Below are 19,409 nucleotides of genomic sequence, written 5' to 3'. Positions count from 1 at the left end.
CTGGTCGAGCGGACCGTCCTGGTCTGGCGGAGTTCGGACGCCGAGTTAGGCCGGGATTTGTGCGGGCAGGCCGAATTTCTCGAACAGGGACAGGTCGAAGAAGCTGGAGACGTGGGTGATTCCGTTGCGGCCCAAGGTGAGCACCGGAAGGTTGAAGGGTTTGTACACGTCGCCCTCGCGCATGTACAGGCCGAAGGCGGGCTGGCCGTTGGCGTTGATGGGGAGCAGTCTCATGTCGCCGGGGCCTTCGGCGGGGCAGGCGGTGTCGATGAGCCTGCCGATGTTGGCCGCGCCCTGGTACCAGCCGATGAACGGCGGCATCTCCCACACCGCGTCGGCGGTGAACAGGGCCACGATCGCGTTGATGTCCTTGTCCTCGAAGGCTTTCACGTAGCGTTCGAGCAACTCGCGCTGATCGGCCTCCAGGGGAGCGGCGACCGTGTCCTGGCGGGGCTGGACGGCTTCGAGCTGGGCGCGGGCGCGTTGCAGGGTGCTGTTCACCGCGGCCACCGAGATGTCCACCGCCTCGGCCACCTCCGCGGCCTTCCACTGCAGCACATCGCGCAGGATCAGCACCGCGCGTTGCCTGGGCGGCAGGTGTTGCAGGGCGGCCACGAAGGCCAGCCGGATGGTCTCCCGGTCGGTGACGATGGTGGCCGGGTCCGCGCTGTCCAGACCGACCGCGCTGTCCGGGATCGGTTCCAGCCACGGCACTTCCGGCTGCTGCACCAGGGGGTCCTCGGCCTGGGAGCCGGGCTGGCCCAGGCCGGTGGGCAGCGGGCGCTTGGCCCGGTTCTCCAGCGCGGTCAGGCAGGTGTTGGTGGCGATCCGGTGCAGCCAGGTGCGCAGCGAGGACTGGCCCTCGAACTTGTCGTAGGCCCGCCAGGCGCGCAGGTAGGTCTCCTGCACCAGGTCCTCGGCGTCGTGCGCCGAGCCGAGCATGCGGTAGCAGTGCGCGAGCAGCTCCCGCCGGTACTGGCCGGCCTGACCGAGGAATTCGTCCTCGACCGGCTTCTCCGTGGACACCACGACCGTTCTTCCTCTCCCCAGACAGCTCTTCGGCAAGCGGCCCCAGTCTGCTTCATGGCCCCTGACCTGTACAGACGGGCCCGCCGGAAAAAAGTTCGGCGAGGTGCGATGAGTTTCGCCAGGGACCGTGGTCAGTACGGGTGACAGCACAACGAGGACAGCATCCGGGGAGCCAGCCATGACCACCATCGCCACCGCCACCAGCACCGCCAAGCCCGCCTCCCGCGCCGGGAACATCGCGCTCTGGACCCTGCAGGGCCTGCTCGGCGCCTTCTTCCTGGTCGCCGCGGCGATCCCGAAACTGGTCGGCGAGGCCACCGCGGTCGGGATCTTCGAGACCATCGGCGGCGACTGGTTCCGCCTGTTCATCGGCGTGGTCGAACTGGCGGGCGCGATCGGCCTGGTCATCCCGCGACTGGCGGCGGCGGCCGGACTCGGCCTGACCCTGCTGATGGTCGGCGCCACCTACTACCAGGTGGTCGTCTTCGGCACCCCGGTCTTCGCCATCACCACGGTCACCCTCGGCGTGCTCGCCGGGATCGTCGCCTGGGCCCGCCGCCCGCGCCGATCCGCTTGATCTTTTTGCCTGAATCGCCCACGAACAAGCTGACAAATCAGGAGAATCCCGTCATGCGCATGATCTTCGTCAACCTGCCGGTCAAGGACGTCGCCGCGGCCCGCGACTTCTACACCAAGCTCGGTTTCACCGCCAACGAGCAGTTCAGCGATGAGAACACGGCCAGCATGGTGGTCGAGCAGAACATCACCGTGATGCTGCTGGGCGAGGCCAAGTTCAAGGAGTTCATCAACGGGGAGATCAGCGACCCCGACACCACCGAGGTGCTCAACGCCCTGTCCGCGGACAGCCGCGAGGAGGTCGACCAGCTGGTCGCCGCCGCGCTGGCCGCCGGTGGCACCGAGTGGAAGCCGTTCCAGGACCACGGTTTCATGTACGGCGGCAGCTTCCGCGACCTGGACGGCCACGTCTGGGAGGTCATGTGGATGGACCTGGCCGCGCTGGCCGAGGGCTGAGCTGACCAGAGCGGAAACGACGGCCGCCCGCGCACCCCAGGTGTGCGGGCGGCCGTCGCGGTATCACGGGTTCGCGATGGTCACCGCGACCGCGGCCGGGGTCAGCTTGTCCTTGCCGGCGCCGCCGGACTCGTAGTAGACGTAGCCGTCGAAGGTGGAGTAGCCGGTGCTGCCGGCCTTGGCCTTGTAGGTGGCCTGGATCGAGCGGCTTTCCCCTGGCAGCACGGGGGTGCTGTCCGCGGCGACCGCGTTGTTGGCGCCCGAGGGCGTGCAGCCGAGGCAGGCTTCCAGAGTCCAGGCGCCGCCGTTGACCGCCGGGTGGATGCCCTGCCACAGGAAGATCACCGGCGTGCTCTCGGGGTTGGTGAAGGTCGCGGTGAGCACGAAGGTCTCCTCCGGGGCGAGCGTGGTCTTGCTGGCGGTGTACCCGGCGGGATCGGCCGCGGCGAAAGCGGTTCCGGTGGGCAACAGCAGGCCGAGGACCCCGGCCAGGGCGAGAAGGACTCCGGACAGCACCGCGCGGGCACGAGCGGACACAGCTCACCTCACATGACGTTGGCGCACAAGGGAAACAGCGGGGCGATCGCCGCAGCGGACACTATCCGGCGCCCCGCCCGAAGACAACGCATGGTGATTGGGTGACCACTGTCCGTATCAGTGGATCTTCCGCGTTCGGCCGCGGGAACCAGGGCTGACCGGGGTAACCGCCGCCGCCGGACGGGCTCAGCCGCCGACCGCGACCGGCCTGCGCAGCCAACTCCACACGTCCGGCGCAATGCCCGCGGTATGCGGCCTGGTCGCGAAGTGTTCGGGGCTGCCGAGCTGACCCCGCCGGGCCGCCTCGTCGTCCAGGGTGAACTCCGGGCGCAGGTGCGGGGTCTCGTAGTAGCGGTGGAAGACCGGGGTGAGCGAGCCGGACATGGGCGGCACGATCCAGCTCCAGTCCGCCGGGCACGTCCGCCCCGCCTTCTCCTCCTTGGCGATGTGGGTCAGGAACCGCTGCGATTCGGTGTGGTGGTCGCTGATGGCGACCCCGGCGACCTGGTAGGAGTGCAGCACCGCCCGGTTGATCTCGACCAGGGCCCGGTCCCGCCACAGGGTGGCCTCCGAGCTGGTGTCCAGGCGCATCCGCTCGGCGATCTCGGGCAGCGCGTCGTAGCGGCCGGTGTCGCCGAGGTTGCGGGCGCCGATCTCGGTGCCCATGTACCAGCCGTTGAACGGGGCCGCGGGGTAGTTGACGCCGCCGATGGACAGGGTCATGTTGCTGATCGCCGGGACCGCGTGCCAGCGCAGGCCCAGTTCGCCGAACCAGGGCAGGTCCGGGTGGGTCAGCGGCACCTCCACCCGCACGTCGGCCGGCAGGTCGAACAGCCTCGGGCCGTCCGCGGCGGTCTCCACCACCAGGGGCAGCAGGTCGAACGGGCCGCGCGGCAGCGGCCGTTCCCAGCCCATCCGCAGCACCTGGGCGGTGAACCCGGTGTAGCGCGGGTCGCCGAGCACGGTGCCGTCGCCGACCGGGTAGCCGGCGTAGCGCAGCAGCTGCTCGTTCCAGATCCGCGGCGCGGGCCTGCCGGGCAGGTCGGGGGCGAACACGGTGATGGTCGGCCGCACCCGGCCGTCGTTGTGCGCCACCCGCAGGTGCTCGAAGCACTGCGCGGCGATCTCGGCGGCGCTGTGCACCGCGCGCAGGTCGCGGACCTTCATGCTGCGCCAGTACAACCGGCCGATGCAGCGCGCGCTGTTGCGCCAGGCCACTCGCGCGCCGAAGGCCAGTTCCGCGCTGGAGTGCTGGTAGCCGCCGGTCAGCTCGATCTCCGCGCGCACCCAGCGCACCCGGGGCTCGACGTCCCCGGCGTCGGGGTGCTCGGCGTGGAACAGGCGCAGGAACTCCTCGGCCTCGTCCGGATCCACGCTCGGCGCCACGGGGGTCTCGGGTGGCTCGACGGCCAGGTGTGCCGGGCGCGCCCAGGGCTCGCCGGGACCGGTGGAACTGGCGGAGGAGAACATTGTGCTCAACCTAGTCGTGCTCGATCACCCGTTCGAGGGGCGGGGTGGCGTGGTCGGGCAGCGGCAGTTCTGTCGCGATGAGCGGCTTGAGTGTTGCGTTCGCCACTCTCGTGTGACATGCAGAGGGTGAGCGCACGAGTGGGGAGAGCTGCGGGTGACCGAGGACAAGGCCGCCGGGGACAGCGACAACGAGCTGAGCGGCACGGTGGGCGGGAACGCCTGGCAGATCAGGGATGTGCACGGCGACATCCACGTCGGGCCGGGCGCGCCACCGCCGCGGGTGCCCAGGCAACTGCCCGGGATCGCCGGTCACCTGGTCGGCCGGGAGCGGGAACTGGCGGCGCTGACCGGAGTGCGCGCGGCGGGGGCGCGGGTGGCGGTGGTGTCGGGGGTCCAGGACGCGCCGGGGCTGGGGCGTTCCGCGCTGGCACTGCACTGGGCGCACCAGGTCGCCGCGGAGTTCCCGGACGGGTGCCTGTACGCGGACCTGCGTGGTTCGGCGGACGCGCCACCGGTGCGGGCCGAGCACGTGCTGCACCGGTTCCTGGAAGCCTTCGGCGTGGAGCGGATTCCCCCAGATCACGACTCCCGGCTGGGCCTGTACCGCGAACTGGTGGCCGACCGGCGGATCCTGGTGGTCCTGGACGACGCCCGGGACGCCGACCAGGTCCGCCCGCTGCTGCCTGCCGGCCCGGCCGCGTTCGCGGTGGTCACCGCCCGCCGGTCACTGCCCGACCTCTACGCCACCCACGGCGCCCGGCCCCTGGTGCTGGACACCCTCGACGCCCCGGGAGCCCGCGAACTGCTCGCCCCCTACCTCGGCGCGGACCGCCTAGCTGCCGAACCCGTCGACGAGCTGGCCCTGCTGTGCGGCCGACTGCCCGCCGCACTGCACCTGCTCGGCCCCTACGCCGCCACCATGCCCCTGGACATCCTCACCGCTGGCCTGGAGGAACGCCTTGGCCTGTCCCACATCCCGGACCTGGCAGGCAAACTCGCCGCCGTCCAGGAATGGCGACGCCAAGTGTCCACATCGGCGGGTCGGCCGCGGATTTCCCTGGCCACGGCGCACAACCCGGCGCTGCTGCCGATCGCCGCGGTCGCCATGTCCGCCACCACCGTCGCGGTCTGGACCGAGACCCTCGGCATCGCCACCCTCCTGGCCCTGCTCTACCTGGCCGCCCGGTTCACCCTGCTGGGCCTGGGCCTGACCTGGTTCCGCCGCGACGGCGACCGGGCAAGCCTGGGCCTGGGCCTGGTCGCGGGCAGCGCCCTGGGCTCGGTGGCCGACGCGCTGACCTCCATCCACGCCCGCGGCGACATCCTCGGCTGGCTCCAGTTCCTGGCGGTGGCCGCCTTCCTCGCCCTGCTCCTGCCGCGCCTGGCCCCGCTGCCCCGCCCGCACCGCCCACCGCTGCTGCCACCCAGCCGGCGACCCCTGGCCTACGGCGTGATCATCGCCCTGGCCGCCCAGTTCATCCTGCTGTTCGTCGGCATCCCCAGCGCCTACGGCACCGCCAGCCTCATCGCCCGCGCCGGCGCGCTGGGCACGCTGCTCCCGTTCGCCGCGCTCGGCGGACTCTGCCTGCTGGTCGCGCTCACCACGGTCACCGGCCCGCGCCCGCGTGCCTTCATCCCGGCCGCGCTGCTCGCCTTCGCGGCGCCGGAACTGTTCCTGTTCCTGGGATCCCTGCTGCTGGGCGACAACTTCACCTACCTGGGCAGCTCGGTGGCGGTCATCGGCGGCGGCGCGACCCTGTTCGCCCTGCTCCAGTCCGCGGCCCTGGCCACCCTGACCGGCTGCACGCTGCTGCTGCTCAGAACGGCCAGTCCGCGCCGCTGAACCCGGCCAGCCCGGCGAGCTGCTCGGCCCCCGGCCAGCCCGAGTCGATCACCAGCTGGCGCACCGAGCGCGGTGGATCGGCCCGCAGGTGCAGGCTGCGGTTGAGCCGGATCTCGAAGGTGTCCAGGTCCAGCACCGGCGTCCGCCGCCCGGCGCCGGGCCGTCCCAGGGGTTCGGTGACGATGCCGAACACCGGAGAGCCGCCCAGCAACCACAGTTCGGGCGCCAGGTCGGTGGCCGGTGCGGAGAAGGCGAAACTGCCGTGCCAGGGCCCGGTGCAGGTGATGTCCAGGCGCAGCCAGGGCGTGATCACCTCGCCGGTGTCCGGGTCGCGGTGCACGCCGTCCTCGGTGACCGCGCCGACCGGGGCCGCGCACCAGCGGACCCGGCCGTCGAGGTTCTCGGCCAGCCAGAAACCGCCCTCGCGGTGCAGCAGGGAGATGAGCCGGGACAGTGGTTCGCCGGTGGTGGCCCGCCGCCAGTCCTGCTCGTCGACGACCAGGAACGGCACCATGACCGCGGATTCGTCCTCCGGCCCGTCCGGCCGCCCGGCCGGGCAGCGACCGGCGAGCCTGCCGAGCACCGGGGAGATGCCCCGGATCGCGGCGGTGCCCGCGCGCAGCCCGGCGATGTAGGCGAGGCGTTCGTCCGCGGTGCACAACCGGGGTGGCTCGCTGGTCATCGGCCCTCCGGAATCCCGCGATCACGGACAGTATCCGTGGAGATCCGATGGGTGGCCATCCCCCAATCGCGGTGGGTCGGAGGATGGCCGGTGTCCCACCCCGCCGTCGAGTTGGCCCAACTGGTACGCCCGGTTTGGCCAACCAGGCGTACGACTTGGGCCAACTCGACGTTGGGTGGGCTACGGGGTGGCGCCGGGGGTGGTTGTGGTCTGGCGGCGGGCGGCTTCGCGGAGGACGTGTTCGTCTATGCGGGCGTCGTAGCGGCGGAACTTGGGCAGGGCGGCGGCCAGGGCCGCGACTCCGGCGGTGCAGAGCAGGCCGCCGCTGATGATGGCGGTGGGCACGCCGGTCCACTGGGCCATCAGTCCGGCGCGGGCGTTGCCGAGCATCGGGCCCGCCGAGTACGACAGCAGTTCGATCCCGGCCAGCCTGCCGCGTAGCTCATCGGGGATGGACTGGTTCCAGATGACCGACCGGAACAGGCCGCTGATCATGTCGAACACCCCGGCCAGGACCAGGCAGACCAGGACCAGCCACAGACTGGTGGTCAGCCCGGCGAGGGCCATCACCGCGCCCCAGGCCGCGGCGGCCAGGATGACGGCCAGGCCGTGTTTGTGCACCTTGCTGGTCCAGCCCGAGGTCAGCGCGGCCAGCAACGCGCCCACCGCGCCCGCGGAGTACATCAGGCCCAGTGCCCAGGGGGCTTGCAGGCGGTCCACCAGGAACGGGAACAGGGCCTGGGGCATGGCCATGGCCATCGCCACGATGTCGACCAGGTAGGTGCCTGCCAGGTCGGGGCGGGTGGCGGCGTAGCGGATGCCGGTGGCGATGCTGCGCAGTCCGGCCGCCTCGGCCTTCTCCGTCGGCGGGGAGGGGCGCATGCGCAGGAGCAGCAGCAGGGACAGGCCGAAGGTGAGCACGTCCAGGAAGTAGGCCCACTGGAAGCCGGCGAACTGGACCAGCAGCCCGCCCATGGCCGGGCCGGCGATGGCGCCGAAGTTCCAGCGCAGCGAGTTGAGCGCGCCCGCGGAGGCCATCATCGAATGCGGCAGGTACCGCGGCACCAGGCCGTCCAGGCTGGGGCGTTGCAACGCGTCGAAGGAGGCCACGCCCGCCGCGACCACGTAAAGCACCCAGACCTGCGGCGTGGGCAGCATCGAGTTGAGCAGCAGGCCCCCGGTGCACACCATCAGGCCGACCTCGCACCAGACCACGATTTTCCGCCGGTCCAGGGCGTCGGCCAGCGCGCCGCCGTAGAGGCCGCACAGCACCATCGGGATGAACTCGGCCAGCGCGACCAGGCCGACCGCGGCGGGGGAGCCGGTGAGTTCCTTCATCTGGATCGGGACCGCGATGAAGGTGACGTAGCTGCCGAACATGGTGATCGCGCCCGAGAACGTCAGGTACCGGTAGTCCCTGGACACGCGCAGTGGGCTGAAGTCCATGCGCAGTGCGGCGATGCGGGCTCGCCAGCCGGATCGTTGGTCGGACACGAGCGGTCATGGTCGGCCGCGCGGCCGGATCGCGCCACCCAATTACCAGGGCAGGGTGAGGCGGGCGTGCAGCATCAGTTCGAGTGCGCGGCTACGGGCCGGGCGGGGGATCGAGCCGAGCCTGCCCGCCATCGCGGGCAGCCGCCGGTGCGCGCCGGTGGCGACCGCGGCGGCGGCGATGAGCGCGGCCGAGGGGTGCGAGTCCAGGATGCTGTGGCCGATCCCGTTGAACGGCACCAGGATTCCGTCCGGGACCAGATCGGCGATCTGGGCCGCGATGACCCTGGGCGTGCGCACGTCGCGTTCGCCGGAGAGCACCGCGACCGGCCAGTCGAAGCCGGGCAGTTCGGCGGGCAGGTCGAAGGGTTCGCCGGTGAAAGGCGGGAAGTCCTTGGCGCGCTTGGCGAAGGACAGGTTGACGTCCAGGGGGCCGCCGTCGGGTTCGGGGGCGTAGCCGAGTTCGCGGAAGGCGATCGCGCCGGCCAGGTCGAACTCCATGACACACGGCTTGTTCTCGGTGATCTCCCGGTTGCCGAGTCCGTGCAGCCACCGCCACAGCCGGTCCCCGCGCCCGGCGGCGATCAGGTCCAGGAGCCGCCGGACCAGCCGTGGGCCGCCGTACTCGTGCACCAGCTGGATGACCTCGCCGGTCTGCGCGGGGTCCAGGCGGCCCGCGGCCACCAGTTCGCGCAGGGTGCGCGCGGCGGGCGCGGTGTCCGGGTCCGCGCCGTCGAGGTAGCGGCGGCGCAGTTCGGCGCGTTGCACCCGGCCGTCGTGCGCGGTGAGCATCGGGGAGTCCAGGACCATCCCGGCGACCCGGTGCGGGTGCCGGACGCCGAAGCCCTGGGCCAGGTAGGTGCCGTAGGAACAGCCGTAGACCACCACCCGATCGAGGCCAAGATCGTCGAGTACGGCGGCGAGGTCGTCCACCACCTGGGTGACGGTGATGGCGGCCAGGGGCAGGTCCTGGCCGGTGTCGTCGGTGCGGGACAGGCCGACGCCGCGGTGTTCGACCATCAGCACATCCAGGCCGCGCGCGGTGGCCACGGCGCGATGCCCGACGTAGGGCAGCACCGAGGCCAGGCCGGGGCCGCCGGGCAGGATCAGGATCGGTGGCAGGGCAGTGGGCGGCGGGTCCGCCCGGACGTGGCTGAGCGCGAAACCGGCCAGGCTGCCGGGTGTCACCGGTCTGCGCGTCGAGCGCACCCCCGGCATGATCCGCAGGCTCTCCGCGAGTTCCGTCGTCACCACCCCCTGCCCCGACCATACCGAGTAGCGAGGCAGTGATGTGTCAGTTGAGCCGTTCGACGCGCACCGGCAACACTCCCGCCGACTGCGGGGCGAGGGCGCCGAAGGCCGCCCAGGTGAGGTTGACGCAGCGGTCCGGGTGAGCCTCGGCGTTGGGGCTGAAGTCGTTGACCCGCACCTGCACCGACTTCTCGGTGCCGGTCCAGGTGACCCGCAGCAGTGTGTTGTGGCCCCAGTCGCGGGCCCCGGTGGTCATGGCCAGCCGGTCGAAGCGCTCCCCGTAGGCGGTCATCCGATCGGGTTGACCTTCCGAGCCGTACCAGGAGGCCTTGCAGTCCAGGACCGGCGGCCCGGACGGGTCGGCGGCGGCCACGCCGGGGCTGACGATCAGCAGGGCGGTGGCGGCGATGAACGGGAACAGGCGGCGTGGCATGGGTTTTCCTCCGAGCTGACCGTCCACCGTGGACGGTCACCCCAGAGTAGTCGATCTTGATTCAGCCGAGTTCCTCGGCGGTGCGGCGCAGTTCGGTCAGGGTCGCCTCGACCAGTGGCCGCGTCTCGGCGCCGCGGCGGATGGCGGCGAAGACCCGGCGCACCGGGGCCGGGGCGACCAGGGGCCGGGTGACCGCGCCGGTCAGTCGCACCCCGTACAGCGCGGTGCGCGGCACCAGCGCCACCCCGGCGCCCGCGCCTGCCAGTGCGGCGGTGGCGCGGAAATCGGCGGAGTAGTGCGCGATCCGCGGGGTGATCCCGGCGTGTTCGCAGGCCAGCCGGACCACGTCGTAGACCGGGTTGCCGGGGGAGGGGCTGATCCAGTCCTCGCCGGCCAGTTCGGCCAGGGGGACCTCGGCGGCCTGGGCCAGGGGGTGGGCGGCGGAGAGCACGGCGTCGAAGGGTTCGGCGTAGAGGGCGACCCTGGCCACTCGTTCGTCGTCTTCCCGGGGTGCGCCGCGGTATTCCACCGCGACGGCCAGGTCGACGCCGCCGTCCATCAGCATCGGCAGGCTCTCGTGGCCTTCGGCGTCGCGCACCCGCACCAGCACGCCGGGCGCGCGTTCGCGCAGCGCGGCGATGGTGGGCGCGACCAGCAGGCCGATGGCGCTGGCGAAGGCGGCCACCACGATCTCGCCGTTCTGGCCGCTGGCGTGCGCGGCCAGGGCGGCCTCGGCGCGTTCGAGTTCGGCCAGGATCGTGTTGGTGTGACTGAGCAGCAGCTCACCGGCGGCGGTGAGCCGGACCCGCCTGCCGCGGCGTTCCAGGAGGGGCTGGCCGACCTCGGTCTCCAGCGCGGCCAGGTGCTGGGAGACCGCGGACGGCGTCACGTACAACGCGTCCGCGGCCGCCGTCACCGTGCCGTGGTCGGCCAGTGCCCGCAGCATCCGCAGGCGGCGGAGGTCGAGCACGACCTCAGCCCTCGCCGCGGCAGGTCACTCGCAGACCTTCCAGCCCGCTTCCTCCTTGACCAGGGACAGCGACTGCTTCGCGGGGGCCTGGCCGGAGGCGGTGAGGTCGATCATGGCGATCCCGGTGGCCGGCATGGCCATCACCTTGGCCACGGTGAGCGTGGCGTCCGGGACGTGCTTGACGACCTTGCCCTCCGACTTGTTCTTGGTCAGCTTCTCCACCATCTTCGCGCAGGTGAAGGGCGCGTACTCGGAGACTGGGGTCTTGCCGCCGGAGCGCAGGTCGTTCTGCCAGGCCCCGGCGAAACCGGCCGCGACCTGGCGGACCGCGGCCGCCTCGGCGCCGGAGTCGCCGCCGCCGCCGGTGTCGGAGCCGGTGGGCGCGACGCTGCCGCCGGTCGGCCGTACCGACCCGGTGGTCAGCTTCGGCCGCGAGGTGGCGGTCACGCTGGTCTCGCTGGTCTGCGCGGCCGCGGTGTTGGACGGGGTGGGGTCGTCACCGGAGAAGGCGTAGATGCCGCCGATCACCGCGCCGACCACGATGACCACACCGGCCACCGCGATCCCGGCGATCAGGCCCTTGTTCGGCCCGCTCGGCGGCGTCGGCCCACCCGGGTAGCCCGGCTGCTGGTAGCCGCCGAACTGCTGGTTCTGCTGGTAGCCCTGGTTGTACGGGTCCTGCGGCTGACCCGGCTGGCCCCAGCCTTGCTGCTGCGGGTCGGGCTGGCCGTACCCCGGCGGCGGCTGCTGGCCGTAGCCGGGCTGCGGGCCGGTCTGCGGGTACCCGGGCGGCTGCTGACCGGGCTGCGGCTGGCCGGGCTGCTGCTGCGGGTAGCCGGGCTGCTGCGGCGGCTGCTGCCCCCAGCCCTGCTGACCCGGCTGCTGGCCGTAGGGGTCGGGCTGGCCGTACGGGCCTGGCTGCTGGGGCGGGTAGGTCACCGAGTACTCCTGCGGAAAACGTGGGGGGCGAAAGCCACCACAGTCTGACGCAGACCGGTGAGCCGTGTGGTCCGAACGGGTCAAAACCCGCCCGGACTCCACCAGAAGTGCTAGGCGACCAGGTAAGCGGGCAGGTCGCGGCCCAGGTCGTCGAAGACCTCGATGTTGTGCCGGTAGGCCACGATCGCCTCCTCGATCACCCGGCGTTGCTGCGCCGGGTCGAACGGGAGCAGGTCGAGCATCTCGCGGTAGCCGTCCTTGAACCGCTTGACGTTCTTGATCAGCGGGAAGGTGTAGGCGGAGGCGCCGCGGTCGCCGGGCAGGTCGTAGGCGCGGATCACGCAGCGCTGGATGATCTGGCCGCCGGAGAGATCGCCCAGGTAGCGGGTGTAGTGGTGCGCGATGAAGCCACCGGGCCAGTCGAAGCAGACCGCGCGCATCCGGTCCAGGTAGCGCAGGGTGGCCGGGCTCGGGGTGATCCGGTCCTGCCAGTCCAGGCCGAGCAGGTAGGCCAGGTCCTCGGCCAGCGCGGGCGCCCGGTCGAGTTCCGGCAACACAAAACGTCGCCCGATCGGGTCGGTTCGCATGACCTGCGCGGCCTGTTCCAGGACCGAGTAGGCGAAGTACTGCTGGGCGACCATCTCGGCGTACCCGGCGCGGCTGAGTTTGCCCGCCAGCATCGCGTCCACGTACGGGAGTTGTTGCGCCTGCGCGTGATCTCCGCGGGTGCGGGCTCGCAACTCGGTGGAAAAACGCTGTGGTGCAACGGTTTCGCTGTTCTCGGACACGGTCAGCCTCCTCCTCGCCCGGACCCAGTGTGCGGCCGGAGCGGACGGGGGGTCAAGGGTTTCACGACAGGTTGTCAGAATATCCTGACGAGGTGTCAGAATCCCGCCGTGCCCGCCCAGGCTAAGTTAGGCTTACCTAAGTTGTCCAGGGCGCGAGAGAGTGTGCTCCAGGTCACTCTGGGGGTGACGATGAGTTTCCGGTGGTCCGCCGGTCTCTCTTCCCGTAAGCCCGGCAGCGAAACAGAGGAGCGGGACCCATGCGCATCGTGGTCAGCGAGTTCATCAGCCTGGACGGCGTCGTGCAGGCCCCCGGCGGCGCGCAGGAGGACACCGACGGCGGCTTCGCGCACGGCGGCTGGTCCGGCCCGTTCTTCGACCCCGAGGTGGTCGGCGTCGCCTTCGACGAGGCGCTGCGGGACGCCGACGCGCTGCTGTTCGGCCGCCGCACCTGGAGTGTGATGGCCGGGGCGTGGCCGGAGCGGGCGGGCGATCCCTTCGCCGACCGGATGAACGCCATCCCCAAGCACGTCGTCTCCGCCACCCTCGGCGAGGCCGACCTGACCTGGCACAACACCAGTCTCATCCCGGGCGCGGAGGCCATCGCCGAGATCGGGAAGCTGCGCGCCGGCGAGGGCGGCAACCTGCTGATCATGGGCAGCCCGAGCCTGGTGCGCGCGCTGATCAGCGCGGGTCTGGTCGACGAGCTGCGGCTGATCCTGATGCCGGTGCTGCTCGGCGGCGGCAAGTCGATCTTCCCGGCCGACGGCGGCAAGCGGCCCCTGGAACTGGTGTCCACGGTCAAGGGCGGCACCGGCGTGCAGGTCTGCGTCTTCCGCCCGGCCGCTCAGGACTAACGGCGGGGGAGCCTGCGCGGTTTGCCGTCGGGTCCGAGTCGCGCCCCGGCCCCGCGCAGCACGAATCCGACGGTGTGTTCGGTGGCCTCGGCCAGGGCCGGTTCGTCCAGCCCGGCCAGGCTGCGGCCGCTCACGCACGCGGTGACCAGGGGCACCAGCGCGTCCAGTTCGGCCGCGGGCAGGTAGCCCTGTTCCATCCCGGCGGACAGGACCCGGCGCAGCGTGGCCTCCAGTTCGGCCACGTGGTCCAGGACCCGGCTGCGGCCCTGTTCGGACAGCAGTGGCCGCAACGCCGAGCTGGGCGGCATGTGCCGGGTGGCGAAGACCCGGATGTGCAGCCGGACGTAGGTGGCCAGCTTGTCCACCGGGTTGTCCAGCTCGGCCAGGGCCGCGGTCAGCTCACGCAGGTAGCCGCCGGTCTCGTGCTCGGCGAAGGCCAGCAGCAGCGATTCCTTGTCCGGGAAGTAGTTGTACATCGCGGTGCGGCCCACCTCGGCCGCGGCGGCGACCTCGGCCAGGGTGATCGCGTGGTAGCCGCGTTCGCCCGCCAGCCGGGCCAGGGCGGCGAAGATCCGCTCCCGGGTCTGCTCCCGGTGCTCGGCCAGTGAGCCACCGACGATCTTCGGCATACCGGCCAGGATATGCCCGGCACCGGCCGGACCGGGCACGGCCGATAGCATCGAGGCTCCTCGGGCGTGCCGCGCCCGGTGCCTGACCTCGATGTCCTAGGAGTTCGTCGTGTCCCAAGCCAGTCCCGCGCCCGCCGTGCTCGCCTCGCGTGTGACGGTGCCAGCCGGGACTACCGCCGGCGCGGCCCTGCGCGAGGTGGAAGCCCCGAACAAGGGGGCCCAGGCCGTGGTCGTGGTGCGCGATCCCGAGGGCAACCTGCGCGACCTGTCCTGGGCGCCGTCGGTCGACACCGAGGTCGAGCCGGTCACCGCCGAGTCCGCGGACGGCCGCAGCGTGATCCGGCACTCCGCCGCGCACGTGCTCGCCCAGGCGGTGCAGGAACTCTTCCCCGAGGCCAAGCTGGGCATCGGCCCGCCGGTCAAGGACGGTTTCTACTACGACTTCGACGTGGCCCGCCCGTTCACCCCGGAGGATCTGACCGCGCTGGAGAAGCGCATGAAGCAGATCATCAAGGGCGCGCAGCGGTTCTCCCGCCGGGTGTTCGGCTCCCAGGACGAGGCCAAGACGGAACTCGCCGCCGAGCCGTACAAGCTGGAACTCGTCGACCTCAAGTCCGATGTGGACACCACCGAGGTGATGGAGGTCGGCGGCGGCGAGCTGACCATCTACGACAACCTCGACCCGCGCAGCGGCGAGCGGGTCTGGGCCGACCTGTGCCGCGGCCCGCACGTGCCCACCACCAAGTACATCCCGGCGTTCAAGCTGACCCGCTCGGCCGCCGCGTACTGGCGGGGCAGCGAGAAGAACCCGCAGCTGCAGCGGATCTACGGCACCGCCTGGGAGACCCAGGAGGCCCAGGACGGCTACCTGGAGCTGCTGGCCGAGGCCGAGCGCCGCGACCACCGCAAGCTGGGCGTGGAGCTGGACCTGTTCAGCTTCCCGGACGAGATCGGCTCCGGCCTGGCCGTGTTCCACCCGCGCGGCGGCGTGATCCGCAAGGCGATGGAGGACTACTCGCGGCAGCGGCACGAGGAGGAGGGCTACGAGTTCGTCTACAGCCCGCACATCACCAAGGGCGGACTGTTCGAGACCTCGGGGCACCTGGACTGGTACCGCGACGGCATGTACCCGGCGATGCACCTGGACGCCGAGTACGACGAGGACGGCAAGCTGCGCAAGCCGGGCCAGGACTACTTCCTCAAGCCGATGAACTGCCCCTTCCACGACCTGATCTTCCGGTCCAGGGGCCGTTCCTACCGCGAGCTGCCGCTGCGCATGTTCGAGTTCGGCACGGTCTACCGGTATGAGAAGTCCGGTGTGGTGCACGGCCTCACCAGGGTCCGCGGCATGACCCAGGACGACGCGCACATCTTCTGCACCCCCGACCAGGTGCAGGAGGAGCTGAAGTCCCTGCTCGGCTTCGTGCTCGGCCTGCTGCGCGACTACGGCCTGGACGACTTCTACCTGGAGCTGTCCACCCGCAACGAGGAGAAGTACGTCGGCTCGGACGAGGTCTGGGCCGCCGCCACCGAGGCGCTGCGCTCCGCCGCCGAGGACTCCGGCCTGGAACTGGTCCCCGACCCCGGCGGCGCCGCCTTCTACGGCCCGAAGATCTCCGTGCAGGTCAAGGACGCCCTGGGCCGCACCTGGCAGATGTCCACCATCCAGGTCGACTTCAACCTGCCCGAGCGTTTCGAGCTGGAGTACACCGCGGGCGACGGCTCCCGCCAGCGCCCCGTGATGATCCACCGGGCCCTCTTCGGCAGCATCGAGCGCTTCTTCGGCGTCCTCACCGAGCACTACGGCGGCGCTTTCCCGGCCTGGCTGGCCCCGACCCAGGTGGTCGGCATCCCCATCGCCGACGACCACGTCGACCACCTCATGGGCGTGCGGAAAGCCTTGCGCGCCAAGGCCATCCGCGCCGAGGTGGACGCCAGCGACGACCGCATGCAGAAGAAGATCCGCAACCACACCACCCAGAAGGTCCCCTTCCTGCTCCTGGCGGGCGCCAAGGACGTGGAAGCGGGCGCGGTCTCCTTCCGCTTCCGCGACGGCACCCAGATCAACGGCGTCCCGGTCGAACAGGCGGTCGACCTCATCGCCACCTGGATCACCCGCCGCGACAACACCAGCCCCACCGCCGCCACAGTCACCCCCCTGCTCCCCCAGTAACCCCCACAACGGCCAAAACCCCGTACGACAACGGCCAACACACCGTCCCAGAACGGCCAACACGCCGGCAGGGTTTCAACCCCGCGCGCGTGTTGGCCGTTGTCGTACGCCGGTTTGGCCCAACTGGTACGGCGAGTTGGGCCTAGTGGGCGGCTGGTTGGGCAAAACCGAGCGCCCGCATGTGTCGCCTGGCAACATATAGGCATGAGTGTTGGCGTGGTACTGCCGCTGGGTGCGGAGCAGGCGGACCTGGCGACCGCGGGCGGCAAGGGCGAATCCCTCTCCATCCTGGTCAGAGCGGGCATCCCGGTCCCACCCGGCTTCCACATCAGCACCACCGCCTACCGCGATTTCACCGCGGGCCCGCTGACCACCCTCATCCACGCCGCCCTGACCACCGAACCCGAAGACGCCGCCAGCACCATCGCCGCCGCCTTCGCCCGAGCCCCCTTCCCCGCGAGCACCGCCGCCGCGATCCTGTCCGCCTACGCCGACCTGGGCAGCCCCGCCGTCGCGGTCCGCTCCTCCGCCACCGCCGAGGACCTCCCCGGCCTCTCCTTCGCCGGCCAGCAGGACTCCTTCCTCAACATCACCGGCGAAGAAGCCCTCCTGGACGCCGTCCGCCGCTGCTGGGCCTCGCTGTGGACCGCCCGCGCCATCGGCTACCGCGCCCGGCACGGCATCACCGGCGACCTGGCCCTGGCCGTGGTGGTCCAGGAACTGGTGCCCGCCGACTCGGCCGGCGTGCTCTTCACCGCCAACCCGGTCACCGGCGCCCAGGACGAGGTCGTGATCAACGCCGCCTGGGGCCTCGGCGAATCCGTGGTCGGCGGCCAGGTCACCCCGGACACCTACGTGATCACCAACGACACCGTCGTCACCCGCGAGGTCGCGGACAAGACCGTCCGCACCGTGCGCACGGCCAGGGGCACCCGCGACGAACCCGTCCCCACCGACCTGCGCTGGCTGCCCGTGCTCACCGACGACCAGGCCCGCGAACTCGCCGCGCTCGGCCGCCGGATCCACCGGCTCTACCACCGCCCCACCGACATCGAATGGGCCTGGCACGACGGCCGTTTCGCCATCCTGCAGGCCCGCCCGATCACCACCGTGGTCCGCGAGACCTGGAACGACTCCCAGCTGGGCGACTACCTGTGGACCTCGGCCAACCTCGGCGAGGCCATCCCCAGCGTGATGACCCCGGCCACCTGGTCGCTGGTGCGCGCGGTGTCGGTCAGCTCCCTCGGTGGGCACCCGATGAACGGCAACATCGGCGGCCGGTTCTACCTCAACATCAGCCTCAGCCTCGGCCTGGCCGACGCGGTGGGCGCCGGCCGATTCCTGCGCCGTGCCAACGAGAACCTGTGGGGCCGCATCGGCGCGGACCTGCCCAGGCTGCCCACCTCCCGGCTCACCCTGATCCGGCTGGCCCTGCGCATGGCCCTCGGCGAACTCGGCACCGCCCGCACCCTGCGCCGCCGCCTGCCCGAGCTGCTCGCCACCGGCCAGGACCGAAGCCGCGACCTGCGCGAACGCATCGCCAAAACCGACGACCCGGCCGCACTGGCCCGGCTCTGGGACACCGAACTCGACCAGGTGCTGCGGGTGGACGCGCACCTGCTCTCCGCAGCCGCCCGCACCGTCGCCCTGGACCAGAGCCGGGTCCGCACCCGCCTGGAGAAACTCCTCGACCCTGGCGAGGTGACCGCGCTGCTCAGCGGCGCGCACGGCGCGGGCGGCGACCTGGCCAGCCTGGGCCCGGTGCTCGGGCTGGCCGAGCTGCGCGCGGGACGGCTCGACCGGGAGGCCTACGCCGCCGCCTGGGGCCACCGCGGACCCGACGAGTTCGAGGTCTCCCTGCCGCGCCCGGCCGAAACCCCGGCCTGGATCGAGGCGCAGCTGCGCACCCTCGGCACCGGCGAACAGGACCCGTCCACCCTGCTCGCCCGCCAGGCCCAGCTCCGCCAGGCCGCCTGGCACCGGCTGCAGACCCGGCACCCCGCACACGCGGCCAAGCTGTGGCCGAAGCTGGACCGGGCCGCCCGCGCCGCCCGCCGCCGCGAACAGGCCCGCTCCGAGTTCGCCCGGCTGTTCTGGATCTTCCGCGCCTTCCTGGTCCGGGCGGGCGAACTCACCGGCCACGGCGAGGACCTGTTCTTCCTGTCCATCGAGGAGACCGTGCGGGTGCTGCACGGCGACCCCGCACCCCTGGCCGCCATCCCGGCCCGGCGCGCCGCGTACGAGCACTACCGCGCCCTGCCGCGGTACCCGACCCTGCTCCGCGGCCACTTCGACCCGGACACCTGGGCCGCCGACCCGCACCGCCGCACCGACCGCTTCGACGCCACCGCCACCCCGGCGCCCGCCCCGGACGACCTGGTCCGTGGCTTCGGCGGCGTCGCCGGCGTGGTGGAGGGCCTGGTCCGGCTGGTGCCCACGGTCGAACGCGGCGCGGAACTGCAACCGGGGGAGATCCTGGTGACCACGGTGACCAACATCGGCTGGACCCCGCTGTTCCCGCGGGCCGCCGCCGTGGTCACCGACATCGGCGCCCCGCTCTCGCACGCCGCGATCGTCGCCCGCGAACTCGGCATCCCGGCCGTGGTGGGCTGCGGCGACGCCACCACCAGGCTGCGCACCGGGGACCGGGTCCGGGTCGACGGCGGCCAGGGCACGGTCACCGTGATCGACTCCGCCCCCTAGGATCGATTTCATGGGCGAGCCGGAGCTGGACGAGCAGGAGGGCATCGGGATCCCCGACCCGTTGCAGCGGTTGTGGACCCCGCACCGGATGGCCTACATCCGCGGTGAGGGCAAGCCCGCCGACGCCGAGGCGACGGGCTGCCCGTTCTGCCAGGTCACCCAGCTGGACGACCCGAACGGCCTGGTCATCGCCCGCGGCAGGCTGGTGTTCGCGGTGCTCAACCTGTACCCGTACAACCCCGGCCACCTGATGGTGCTGCCCTACCGGCACATCCCCGACTACACCGACCTGGACCCGGCCGAGACCATCGAGTTCGCCGAGTTCACCCAGCGCGCCATGCGGGTGATCCGGCACGCCGCCGCCCCGCACGGCTTCAACATCGGCATGAACCAGGGCACCGTGGCCGGGGCGGGCATCGCCGCGCACCTGCACCAGCACGTGGTGCCGCGCTGGGGCGGGGACGCCAACTTCATGCCGGTGGTCGCGCACACCAAGGTGCTGCCGCAACTGCTCGGCGAGACCAGGGAGCTGCTCGCCGGGGCCTGGGACGAGGTCGGCTAGCCGCGTCGGGTGCCTGGGCTACC

The 19,409-nt window shown here is 71.7% G+C and carries 18 protein-coding genes; 7 read left to right on the top strand and 11 right to left on the bottom strand.

The window, feature by feature from the left end:
- Nucleotides 1–45 precede the first annotated feature (45 nt).
- Nucleotides 46–1,026 (bottom strand): sigma-70 family RNA polymerase sigma factor, encoded by a 981-nt coding sequence (locus ACTOWY_RS01420; RefSeq protein WP_441307766.1) that lies wholly within the window; start codon nt 1,024–1,026, stop codon nt 46–48.
- A gap of 181 nt (nt 1,027–1,207) precedes the next feature.
- Between ACTOWY_RS01420 and ACTOWY_RS01415 the strand changes: the two genes are divergently transcribed.
- Nucleotides 1,208–1,606, top strand: coding sequence for a DoxX family protein (locus ACTOWY_RS01415; RefSeq protein ID WP_441307765.1), 399 nt, complete (start codon nt 1,208–1,210; stop codon nt 1,604–1,606).
- A 53-nt stretch (nt 1,607–1,659) separates the two neighbouring features.
- Nucleotides 1,660–2,061, top strand: a complete 402-nt coding sequence (locus ACTOWY_RS01410; RefSeq protein ID WP_441307764.1) for a VOC family protein — start codon at nt 1,660–1,662, stop codon at nt 2,059–2,061.
- 63 nt (nt 2,062–2,124) lie between these two features.
- On the opposite strand, the gene ACTOWY_RS01405 is transcribed toward ACTOWY_RS01410, so the two are convergent.
- Both ACTOWY_RS01405 and ACTOWY_RS01400 read right to left on the bottom strand, forming a co-directional pair.
- On the bottom strand, nt 2,125–2,598 hold the full coding sequence (locus ACTOWY_RS01405; RefSeq protein WP_441307763.1) for a hypothetical protein: 474 nt from the start codon (nt 2,596–2,598) through the stop codon (nt 2,125–2,127).
- A 186-nt stretch (nt 2,599–2,784) separates the two neighbouring features.
- On the bottom strand, nt 2,785–4,068 hold the full coding sequence (locus ACTOWY_RS01400; protein ID WP_441307762.1) for a nitric oxide synthase oxygenase: 1,284 nt from the start codon (nt 4,066–4,068) through the stop codon (nt 2,785–2,787).
- A 154-nt stretch (nt 4,069–4,222) separates the two neighbouring features.
- On the opposite strand from ACTOWY_RS01400, the gene ACTOWY_RS01395 reads away from it, so the two are divergent.
- Entirely contained in the window at nt 4,223–5,911 is a 1,689-nt protein-coding gene (locus tag ACTOWY_RS01395) for a hypothetical protein (protein ID WP_441307761.1), read from the top strand.
- Here ACTOWY_RS01395 and ACTOWY_RS01390 read toward each other — a convergent pair.
- From ACTOWY_RS01390 to ACTOWY_RS01360, 7 genes are all read right to left on the bottom strand, one after another.
- On the bottom strand, nt 5,886–6,593 hold the full coding sequence (locus tag ACTOWY_RS01390) for a hypothetical protein (RefSeq protein ID WP_441307760.1): 708 nt from the start codon (nt 6,591–6,593) through the stop codon (nt 5,886–5,888). The genes ACTOWY_RS01395 and ACTOWY_RS01390 overlap by 26 nt on opposite strands.
- Nucleotides 6,594–6,773: 180 nt before the next feature.
- The gene (locus tag ACTOWY_RS01385) at nt 6,774–8,087 is read right to left on the bottom strand and encodes an MFS transporter (protein ID WP_441307759.1); all 1,314 of its coding nucleotides are present in this window, start codon (nt 8,085–8,087) and stop codon (nt 6,774–6,776) included.
- A gap of 42 nt (nt 8,088–8,129) precedes the next feature.
- Nucleotides 8,130–9,335 carry an alpha/beta fold hydrolase gene (locus ACTOWY_RS01380; RefSeq protein ID WP_441307758.1) on the bottom strand — a complete coding sequence of 402 codons (1,206 nt, stop codon included), beginning with the start codon at nt 9,333–9,335 and terminating at the stop codon, nt 8,130–8,132.
- Between the two features lie 43 nt (nt 9,336–9,378).
- Nucleotides 9,379–9,768 carry an RlpA-like double-psi beta-barrel domain-containing protein gene (locus ACTOWY_RS01375; protein ID WP_441307757.1) on the bottom strand — a complete coding sequence of 130 codons (390 nt, stop codon included), beginning with the start codon at nt 9,766–9,768 and terminating at the stop codon, nt 9,379–9,381.
- Between the two features lie 61 nt (nt 9,769–9,829).
- A complete protein-coding gene (locus tag ACTOWY_RS01370) occupies nt 9,830–10,738 on the bottom strand; it encodes a LysR family transcriptional regulator (protein WP_441307756.1) in 909 nt (302 codons plus the stop codon).
- 24 nt (nt 10,739–10,762) lie between these two features.
- Nucleotides 10,763–11,677 (bottom strand): hypothetical protein, encoded by a 915-nt coding sequence (locus ACTOWY_RS01365; RefSeq protein ID WP_441307755.1) that lies wholly within the window; start codon nt 11,675–11,677, stop codon nt 10,763–10,765.
- 110 nt (nt 11,678–11,787) lie between these two features.
- Nucleotides 11,788–12,465 (bottom strand): biliverdin-producing heme oxygenase, encoded by a 678-nt coding sequence (locus ACTOWY_RS01360; protein WP_185007212.1) that lies wholly within the window; start codon nt 12,463–12,465, stop codon nt 11,788–11,790.
- A gap of 257 nt (nt 12,466–12,722) precedes the next feature.
- Here ACTOWY_RS01360 and ACTOWY_RS01355 point away from each other — a divergent pair, with 257 nt between their 5' ends.
- Nucleotides 12,723–13,319, top strand: coding sequence for a dihydrofolate reductase family protein (locus ACTOWY_RS01355; protein ID WP_441307754.1), 597 nt, complete (start codon nt 12,723–12,725; stop codon nt 13,317–13,319).
- Here ACTOWY_RS01355 and ACTOWY_RS01350 read toward each other — a convergent pair.
- Nucleotides 13,316–13,948 (bottom strand): TetR/AcrR family transcriptional regulator, encoded by a 633-nt coding sequence (locus ACTOWY_RS01350; RefSeq protein ID WP_441307753.1) that lies wholly within the window; start codon nt 13,946–13,948, stop codon nt 13,316–13,318. The genes ACTOWY_RS01355 and ACTOWY_RS01350 overlap by 4 nt on opposite strands.
- A gap of 109 nt (nt 13,949–14,057) precedes the next feature.
- On the opposite strand from ACTOWY_RS01350, the gene thrS reads away from it, so the two are divergent.
- The 3 genes from thrS to ACTOWY_RS01335 all read left to right on the top strand — a co-directional run bounded on the left by thrS (nt 14,058) and on the right by ACTOWY_RS01335 (nt 19,386).
- Nucleotides 14,058–16,121, top strand: a complete 2,064-nt coding sequence (gene thrS, locus ACTOWY_RS01345) for a threonine--tRNA ligase (RefSeq protein WP_441307752.1) — start codon at nt 14,058–14,060, stop codon at nt 16,119–16,121.
- 204 nt (nt 16,122–16,325) lie between these two features.
- A complete protein-coding gene (locus ACTOWY_RS01340) occupies nt 16,326–18,824 on the top strand; it encodes a PEP/pyruvate-binding domain-containing protein (protein ID WP_441307751.1) in 2,499 nt (832 codons plus the stop codon).
- A 10-nt stretch (nt 18,825–18,834) separates the two neighbouring features.
- Complete coding sequence (locus ACTOWY_RS01335) at nt 18,835–19,386, top strand: HIT family protein (RefSeq protein ID WP_247757599.1); 552 nt, start codon at nt 18,835–18,837, stop codon at nt 19,384–19,386.
- Nucleotides 19,387–19,409: the final 23 nt, after the last annotated feature.

This window comes from Crossiella sp. CA198, from assembly GCF_052078295.1.
Classification (GTDB): Bacteria; Actinomycetota; Actinomycetes; order Mycobacteriales; family Pseudonocardiaceae; genus Crossiella.
This window is presented reverse-complemented; position numbering and strand designations above follow the sequence as displayed.

What these genes read in the sequence shown, in the direction of transcription:
- ACTOWY_RS01415 (WP_441307765.1), top strand. Translation starts at nt 1,208, where the DNA reads ATGACCACCATCGCCACCGCCACCAGCACCGCCAAGCCCGCCTCCCGC.
- ACTOWY_RS01410 (WP_441307764.1), top strand. Translation starts at nt 1,660, where the DNA reads ATGCGCATGATCTTCGTCAACCTGCCGGTCAAGGACGTCGCCGCGGCC.
- ACTOWY_RS01400 (WP_441307762.1), bottom strand. Translation starts at nt 4,068, where the DNA reads ATGTTCTCCTCCGCCAGTTCCACCGGTCCCGGCGAGCCCTGGGCGCGC.
- ACTOWY_RS01390 (WP_441307760.1), bottom strand. Translation starts at nt 6,593, where the DNA reads ATGACCAGCGAGCCACCCCGGTTGTGCACCGCGGACGAACGCCTCGCC.
- ACTOWY_RS01375 (WP_441307757.1), bottom strand. Translation starts at nt 9,768, where the DNA reads ATGCCACGCCGCCTGTTCCCGTTCATCGCCGCCACCGCCCTGCTGATC.
- ACTOWY_RS01355 (WP_441307754.1), top strand. Translation starts at nt 12,723, where the DNA reads ATGCGCATCGTGGTCAGCGAGTTCATCAGCCTGGACGGCGTCGTGCAG.
- ACTOWY_RS01350 (WP_441307753.1), bottom strand. Translation starts at nt 13,948, where the DNA reads ATGCCGAAGATCGTCGGTGGCTCACTGGCCGAGCACCGGGAGCAGACC.
- ACTOWY_RS01340 (WP_441307751.1), top strand. Translation starts at nt 16,326, where the DNA reads ATGAGTGTTGGCGTGGTACTGCCGCTGGGTGCGGAGCAGGCGGACCTG.
- ACTOWY_RS01335 (WP_247757599.1), top strand. Translation starts at nt 18,835, where the DNA reads ATGGGCGAGCCGGAGCTGGACGAGCAGGAGGGCATCGGGATCCCCGAC.